The sequence below is a fragment of the Arthrobacter sp. SE2 genome, assembly GCF_058244265.1.
The window spans coordinates 48,718-56,368 of the sequence record NZ_JBZAYA010000022.1 but is presented as its reverse complement, the minus strand read 5'-3'; the positions used below and the strand labels follow the sequence as shown (position 1 = coordinate 56,368).

At 66.2% G+C, this 7,651-nt stretch carries 5 protein-coding genes; 4 read left to right on the top strand and 1 reads right to left on the bottom strand.

Annotated features, from left to right (window positions below):
* Positions 1-191 precede the first annotated feature (191 nt).
* The 3 genes from sucB (at position 192) to AC4CS3_RS21150 (ending at position 3,030) form a co-directional block, all read left to right on the top strand.
* A complete protein-coding gene (gene sucB / locus AC4CS3_RS21160; RefSeq protein ID WP_490785079.1) occupies positions 192-1,910 on the top strand; it encodes a 2-oxoglutarate dehydrogenase, E2 component, dihydrolipoamide succinyltransferase in 1,719 nt (572 codons plus the stop codon).
* Positions 1,911-2,034: 124 nt separating this feature from the next.
* On the top strand, positions 2,035-2,388 hold the full coding sequence (locus AC4CS3_RS21155) for a hypothetical protein (RefSeq protein WP_059389121.1): 354 nt from the start codon (positions 2,035-2,037) through the stop codon (positions 2,386-2,388).
* Positions 2,389-2,601: 213 nt separating this feature from the next.
* Positions 2,602-3,030, top strand: a complete 429-nt coding sequence (locus tag AC4CS3_RS21150; protein ID WP_490785078.1) for an OsmC family protein — start codon at positions 2,602-2,604, stop codon at positions 3,028-3,030.
* Between the two features lie 87 nt (positions 3,031-3,117).
* On the opposite strand, the gene AC4CS3_RS21145 is transcribed toward AC4CS3_RS21150, so the two are convergent.
* The gene (locus AC4CS3_RS21145; RefSeq protein WP_490785077.1) at positions 3,118-6,666 is read right to left on the bottom strand and encodes a S41 family peptidase; all 3,549 of its coding nucleotides are present in this window, start codon (positions 6,664-6,666) and stop codon (positions 3,118-3,120) included.
* 83 nt (positions 6,667-6,749) lie between these two features.
* On the opposite strand from AC4CS3_RS21145, the gene AC4CS3_RS21140 reads away from it, so the two are divergent.
* Positions 6,750-7,649 (top strand): TIGR01777 family oxidoreductase, encoded by a 900-nt coding sequence (locus tag AC4CS3_RS21140; protein WP_490785076.1) that lies wholly within the window; start codon positions 6,750-6,752, stop codon positions 7,647-7,649.
* Positions 7,650-7,651 lie beyond the last annotated feature (2 nt).

Here is a 7,651-nt window from a genome sequence, read left to right as displayed (position 1 = left end):
GTGGGGCCCGTGGCCCTGGGGCGGGCTGGGGCGGGGGCGCCTCTCGCTGGCGCGGCGCCCCCCCCCCCCCCCCCCACTCTCATCCCCCCCCCCCCCCCCCCCCGCCCCCCCCCCCCCCCCCCCGCCCCCCCCCGGACCCCAGCAGGCAACACTCATCCGCACTAAAGATCAATAAGGAGAACGGGGACGACATGTCTGAATCCGTTAACTTGCCCGCCCTTGGTGAAAGCGTCACCGAAGGCACCGTCACTCGCTGGCTCAAGCAGGTTGGTGACCGAGTGGAAGTCGACGAGCCCCTGCTCGAAGTTTCCACCGACAAAGTAGACACCGAAATCCCGTCTCCTATTGCCGGCATCATCGAAGAAATTCTCGTGGCTGAAGACGAGACCGCCGAAGTCGGCGCTCCCCTGGTTCGGATCGGCAGCGGCAGCAACGGCGCTGCAGCGCCCGCCGCCGCACCTGCGGAAGAAGCACCGGCAGCCCCCGCACCTGAAGCAGCACCAGCACCTGAAGCAGCACCGGCTCCCGCAGCCGAAGAAGCCGCAGCCCCCGCCGCAGCTTCCGGCGAGGCATCGGGTCACGACGTGACTCTCCCCGCCCTGGGTGAAAGCGTCACCGAAGGCACCGTCACCCGCTGGCTCAAGGCCGTCGGCGACACCGTCGAGGTGGATGAACCGCTCCTCGAGGTCTCCACGGACAAGGTCGACACCGAGATCCCCTCCCCCGTGGCCGGCACTTTGCTCGAGATCCGCGTCAACGAAGACGACACCGCTGAAGTCGGTTCCGTTCTTGCCGTCATCGGCTCGGGCGCCCCCGCCGCAGCAGCACCGGCACCCGTAGCAGCAGCACCTGCAGCAGCAGCACCCGTTGTTGAATCCGTACCCGCTCCGGCAGCCCCGGCTCCCGCAGCCGCCCCGGCTGCCCCGGCACCGGTTGCCGCACCCGCAGCGTCTTCGAGCGAGTCCGGCTACGTCACCCCCCTCGTCCGCAAGCTGGCCAACCAGAGCGGTGTCGACATCACCACCGTGACAGGCACCGGTGTCGGCGGCCGTATCCGGAAGCAGGACGTGCTTGCCGCGGCCGACGCAATGAAAACGGCTGCGCAGGCAGCCTCCGTTTCCACCCCGGCGTCCGCAGCCCCTGCAGCCCCCGGCAAGCCTGCTGCTGCCCAGGTGGCGGCCTCCTCGCTCCGCGGTACCGTCGAGAAGGCTCCGCGCATCCGCCAGGTCATCGCCCGCCGCATGCGCGAGTCCCTCGAAACCTCGACGCAGCTGACCCAGGTGCACGAGGTCGACATGACCAAGATCGCCAAGCTCCGCCTCAAGGCCAAGGGCTCCTTCGAGGCCCAGAACGGCGTCAAGCTGACGTTCCTGCCGTTCATCGCCAAGGCCGTGGCCGAAGCCTTGAAGCAGCACCCCAAGCTGAACGCCGCGTACGACGAAGCCAAGCAGGAAATCACCTACCACAACGCGGAACACCTCGCGATTGCGGTGGACACCGACAAGGGCCTGCTGGTCCCGGTCATTTCGGACGCCGGCAACCTGAACCTTGCCGGCCTGGCCAGCAAGATCGCCGATGTCGCCGGCCGTACCCGCCAGGGGAAGATCGGTCCGGACGAGCTGTCCGGCGGTACCTTCAGCATCACCAACATCGGGTCTGTCGGCGCGTTGTTCGACACGCCGATCATCAACCAGCCCCAGGTGGGCATCCTGGGCACCGGCGCGATCGTCAAGCGTCCGGTCGTGGTTGCCGACGAGAACGGTGACGACTCGATCGCCATCCGCTCCATGATGTACCTGTCCCTCACGTACGATCACCGCCTGGTTGACGGTGCCGACGCGGGCCGCTTCCTGCAGACCCTCAGGGCCCGCCTTGAGGAAGGTTCCTTCGAAGCCGACCTGGGCCTCTGATTCCAGTTATCGCGTGACGGGAAGGTCCCGACGGGAAACCGCCGGGACCTTCCCGTTTTTCATGCCCGGATATTGCCCCGTGGCTTTGCTACGGCTCGTAGAAGATTCTGGATAAGCTGGAGCCATGACTATCCTCTTCAACGTCCTGCTGTTCTTGCACATCGTCGGCGCAGCCATGATTGTGGGCTACTGGATCGCCACCATGAAGCAGCCGACTGTCCACCCGCGCCAGCGGGATGGTGCCTTCGTGCAGCTGATCACGGGTATTGCGATGATGGGAATCCTGCCCATGCTGCCCAATGCCGACCCTAACTACTTCAAGCTCGGCATCAAGTTCGCGATCGGACTCGCAGTGGCCGTGCTCGCCGTCATCGGCTCGCGCAAGGTCAAGAAGGGCGAACCGGTCTCGACGGGCCTGGCCCACGGCGTCGGAGGCCTGGGATTGCTCAACATCGCCATCGCCACGATCTGGCAGTGACCGGCGAATACACGCTGACCTGAGCAAACAGCGCGGCCGCCTGGACATTCGTCCGGCGGCCGTCGCCGCTTAAACCCGTCGCTTCTCAAACAGTGGCAGTCACAATCCTCTGAGAGCGGACAAGCGGTGCGCGGCCGCCGTCGAATCCCTAGGATTGAACCCGGCGGCATCCGGTATCCGGATGCCAATTCGCAACGACGCTGAGGAGTGGACATGGCTACAACACGCACCGCACACACCGTATGGAACGGCAACCTGATCGAAGGCGCCGGCAACACCACGTTGGACAGCTCAGGACTGGGGACCTTCAACGTCACCTGGAAGGCCCGCGCGGAGTCCGCGGAAGGCAAGACCAGCCCCGAAGAACTGATTGCCGCAGCACACTCGGCATGCTTCTCGATGGCATTCAGCAACGGCGTTGCGGGTGCAGGCTTCACGCCGGAAGAGGTCAACACCAAGGCCGACGTCACCTTCCAGCCGGGCGAGGGCATCACGGGCATCCACTTGACCGTGAGCGCACGCATCTCCGGTGTCTCCGAAGAAGAATTCCAGCGCCTCGCCGAGGACGCCAAGGTCAACTGCCCGGTATCCCAGGCACTCCGGGCGACTCCGATCACGCTGGATGCCACGCTCGCTTCCTAGCGGGCAACACATCCGAAACCTGTCCAAAAAGCGAGTCCCCGCCTTTCCTTCCGGAAAGGGCGGGGACTTCGTATTGCAGGCCTTGAGCTAGCCCTTTTGCGGCCTCGCGGGCAACGCAGCGGGGCGGACCTTGCTGTAGCCTTCACGAAGCGGCGGCCGGTCCGTGGGTAGTTCCTGGACCATTTCCTTGAGCGCGCCGATCCCGTACTCCAACTGGGGATCGGTGCCGGCCGCATAGGCGTGGGGCGGGAACACCACTTCGATGTCCGGCTCAACCCCGAAGTTCTCCACGCTCCAGCCGATGCCGCCGGAGAACCACGTGGCATAGCGCGGCTGGGTCACGCCGGTGCCGTCAGCCAGGGAAAAACGGTTGTCGATGCCCACGACGCCGCCCCAGGTCCGGGTGCCGATGACCGGGCCGATGCCGCGGAGTTTGGACACCTGGGTGATGATGTCGCCGTCGGAACCCGCGAATTCGTCGGTCAGGATAATGACAGGGCCGCGCGGGGCGTGGTGCGGGTAGGTACGCGGCTTTTCGCCGCGGGGCATGCTCCAGCCGGTGACCTTGCGTCCGATCAGTTCCGCCACGAGCTGCGAGGTGTGGCCGCCACGGTTCCGCCGCACATCGACAATCAACCCGTCCAGCGCGGTCTCGGTATCGAGGTCCCGGTGAAGCTGGGCCCAGCCGTTGGCCATCATGTCCGGGACATGCAGGTAGCCGAAGTTTCCGTCCGAGGCCTCGCGCACGGTGCGCCTGTTGGCGTGCACCCATTCCTGGTACCGCAAGCGTTCCTCATCCTTCACCGGAACCACGGCGATCCGCCGCTGCCGGCCGGCCGCCTCGCCGTGCCCGCCGCCATTCAAGATCGTGAGTTCCACCGTCCGACCCGCTGCGCCCACCAGTTGTTTGGCCGGAGTACGGTCCGCGGAGAGCCCGACGCCGTCGATCGCCAGGACAACGTCGCCCACCTTCGCGTCGGCTCCCGGCCGAGTCAGCGGCGAGTTGGCCAGCGGGTCGGAACTGTCTCCTGCGAGGATGCGCGTGATCTCCCAACCGGCCTCTGTGAGCTTGAGGTCGGCACCGAGCCTTCCCTGTCCATTGCTCCCGGGTTCGCCCACCGCCGCCGGACGCACGTAAGCGTGGGAAGTGCCTAGCTCACCGTGCAGTTCCCACAGAAGGTCCACCAGGTCGTCGTGCGAACCCAGGCGCTCGACGACGGGGCGGTACCGTCGGTGCACCGAATCCCAGTCCTGGCCGGCCATGTCTTCGGTCCAGAAAAAGTCCCGCTGCAGTCGCCACGCTTCGTCGAATGCCTGTCCCCATACGGCCAACGGATCCATGACCACCCGGATCCGGTTCAGCTCAACCTTGACCAGCTCGCCCGATTCTTCCTCGGCCTTGGCGTCGGACGGTACGGCGACAACCTGCTTGTCGTTGACGAAGACCAGTTTCTTGCCGTCTCCGGACAATCGGTAGCGCTCAACAGCGGACGCGAGCGTGACCTGCTTTTGCTTCGAAAGCTCGTAGCGGACCAAGGCCGGAGCAGGCGCCTTGTCCTGCACCGTGCCACGGCCATCTCCCGTGACACCCGAGAGCGGGGTGTCGAGCCACAGCAGTGCGCCGCTGGAGGCCGAAAGCGCCGAGTAGTTGCCCTGCGGCACCGGGACGCCGATGACGCGCAACGGCAGCCCTTCACGGTCCACGCGGACCTTGACGTCGGTCCCGGCGCCATTCCCCGGACCATCCTTCGCGCCGTTCGTCGCGCCGTTCGTCCCGCCGTTCTTCCCTTCGGGTACAGCGTCCGCTTCGTCCTCGTCCAGCAGGTCCACTACCGGGCCGAAAGGCGAAGGAGTGGCTGCAGCTAGCGCCACGAGGTACGGCTTGATGGGGCTCGGGAAAGACAAGTCGAAGGCATGGCCGTCGTACACGGGATCGAAGCTGCGGTTCGAGAGGAACGCCAGGAATTTGCCATCGGGAGTGAAGGCCGGCGATTCGTCGCAGAAGCGGCCATCGGTGACGTCCACGATGTCTTCCGGGTTGGCGGTGCTGACCATGCGCAACTTGCTCCGCGACCCGAAGGACGTCACAGGCTCGGACCATGCGAGCCATTGTGAGTCCGGCGACCATGCGAGGCCCTCGATGCTGCCGTCCCCTACGCTGACAAGCAGCGACAAGGTGCCACTGGCAGTGTCGGCCAGGTAGACGTCCCCGAATGCGGTACCCACGGCAAGCCACCGGCCATCGGGACTGGCTTCGAGGGCGCTTGGACGGGCTGCCTTGGGGAAATCGATCCTCAGGAAGTCGAGCCGTGACTCCTCGGCTCCGCCCTTCGCGGAGTTGACCGGGACAGCCTCGGCGTCCGCGGACGCCGTAGCGGGCTCCGCGTGCGGTTCCGGCAGCCGAACCGCCGACGTCGCGGGCTGTCCCGCAATGGCCGATGCCGAGACCGGGCGGGGCAATTGTCCGGCGCCGTCCTCTTCAGCTTCGCGTGGCGCGGGTCCAGCGTCCTGGACTGGCGCCTCGACGGCAGGCCGCGAAAAACGCGGGGCAATCCTCTTGATGTACAGGGAATCGACGCCGTCGTGGTCCGCTACATAGGCGATACGCCCGTCAACAAGGGGGCGGGGAAGCCTTGCCCGCACGCCCGGGGTCGCTTCGACCACGCGGGACGGTCCGTCTTTGTGGCGCAGCCAGTGGATGGTTCCGTGGGATTCCACCGCGCTGGCCGAACCTGCCGCGTTGGGGAAGACGTCGCCCAAGTGGGCGGCGGCTTTGAGGGGTGATGGGCGGCGCGACTGGGATGCCGAGCCCAGCGAGATGTCCAGGCGTACCGCCTCGGCATCGGCCTCGAGCGTCGGCAGGATCCACAACTCGCCCGCCGATTCGAAGATGACCCGCTTGCCGTCGCTCGCAGCGTGCCGGACGTAGAAGTCCTCGTGATCGGTGTGCCGACGCAAATCCGAACCGTCCGGTTGCACCGAATAGAGATTTCCGTATCCCTCGTGGTCCGAGAGGAAGGCGATCCGTCCGCCTACCCACAGCGGGTCAGCGAGGTTCCCGTCGAGCTCGGGAAGCAAGCGGGCGAACTCGCCGTTCCCGTCGGCGTCGATCCACAGCTTTCCCGCGGTGCCGCCGCGGTACCGCTTCCACCAGGCAGGCTCACGGGAGAGCACGCTGGCAAGGACAACGGGACGCTCGTCCCCCACTTCCGGGCCGAATGCCACCGATTCGACGGGGCCGAAGGGAAGCTCGACGGCGGGGCCGCCGTCGAGCGGCAAGGCGTAGGCATGCGTGTGCCGCCCCTCAGCCTGTTCGAAAGCCGTGGTGACCACAATGTCGCCTGAGGAGCTGAATCCCTTGACGCGGGTGGTGCTGTGACCGAAGTAGCTCAACTGCTTGTACCCGCCGCCGTCGACATTGGCTGTCACCACCTCGGGAGCTGCCCCGACGATGGTGGTCCAGACGAGCCGCTTGCCGTCCGGGGTGAAGCGGGGATTGCGTGCAGGGAGCTGCTGGGCCGAAATCCGCCACGCGCGGCCTCCGGCCACGGGCGCAATCCAAACGTCGTCTTCGGCCACGAAAGTGATCAAATCACCGTGCAAATGCGGGAAACGGAAGTAGCTGGAGGAGGTCATTGTTCGATCATAGTCAACGGAGTAGCGAGCCCTTTGAGGCCTGCCGTAATGCCGAAGTGATGCTTGCCATGATGAGATGAGGCATGCGAATCGTGATATCGGGTGCTTCAGGATTCATCGGAACCGCGCTCTCCGCGCATCTCCTCGGCAGTGGGCACGAGGTCGTCCGGCTGGTTCGCCGTCCGCCTACAGGAGCCGGCGAGGCATATTGGGATCCGGCCGCCGGTCAACTGGATGAGGCGGTACTCGACGGCGCAGACGCGGTGGTCAACCTCTCCGGGGCGGGCATCGGGGAGCGCCGATGGACCAAAGCACGCGTGCGGGACATCATCGACTCACGCTTGCGCACAACAGAAACGCTCACGGCGGCCATGGGACGGCTAGGAACTCCGCCCGGAACGTTCCTGAGCCAGTCGGCCTCGGGTTACTACGGTTCGTCCCGTGCCGGCCTGCTCCGGGAGGACTCGGGACCAGGCAAAGGCATGCTGGCGGGCCTATGCGTCGGTTGGGAGGCCGCCGCCCACACGGCACCTGCCGGCGTACGGGTGATGACGCCGCGTACCGGCGTGGTCCTCAGCCCTGACGGCGGAGCGTTGGGGCCGCTCCTTCCGTTGTTGAAGATGGGCGTGGGCGGACCGCTCGGAAACGGTCGGCAATATTGGCCGTGGATTTCCCTCGTGGACGTAGTGTCAGCCTTCGAATACCTGCTCAACTCCTCGCTCGAAGGTCCCGTCAATGTGTGCGCCCCGGAAAGCGCCGACGTCAACGCCATCGTCGCTCAACTGGCGGCGGCTCTGCACAGGCCGGCGTTCCTCCGCGTGCCGGCCCCCGCGCTGCGCCTCGTCCTGGGAAGCCATCTGGCTGAGGAATTAGTCCTCGCCAGCCAGCGCATGGAACCCGCGAGGCTTATGGACTCGGGCTTCACCTGGCAGCACCCCGCGCTGGCGGAGGCCGCCCGATGGGTGGCAAAGGGCGGCAAGTGATC

Bases quoted from the DNA above. Each gene is read 5' to 3' on its own strand.
- sucB (WP_490785079.1), top strand. From the start codon at position 192: ATGTCTGAATCCGTTAACTTGCCCGCCCTTGGTGAAAGCGTCACCGAA.
- AC4CS3_RS21145 (WP_490785077.1), bottom strand. From the start codon at position 6,666: ATGACCTCCTCCAGCTACTTCCGTTTCCCGCATTTGCACGGTGATTTG.
- AC4CS3_RS21140 (WP_490785076.1), top strand. From the start codon at position 6,750: ATGCGAATCGTGATATCGGGTGCTTCAGGATTCATCGGAACCGCGCTC.
- AC4CS3_RS21155 (WP_059389121.1), top strand. From the start codon at position 2,035: ATGACTATCCTCTTCAACGTCCTGCTGTTCTTGCACATCGTCGGCGCA.
- AC4CS3_RS21150 (WP_490785078.1), top strand. From the start codon at position 2,602: ATGGCTACAACACGCACCGCACACACCGTATGGAACGGCAACCTGATC.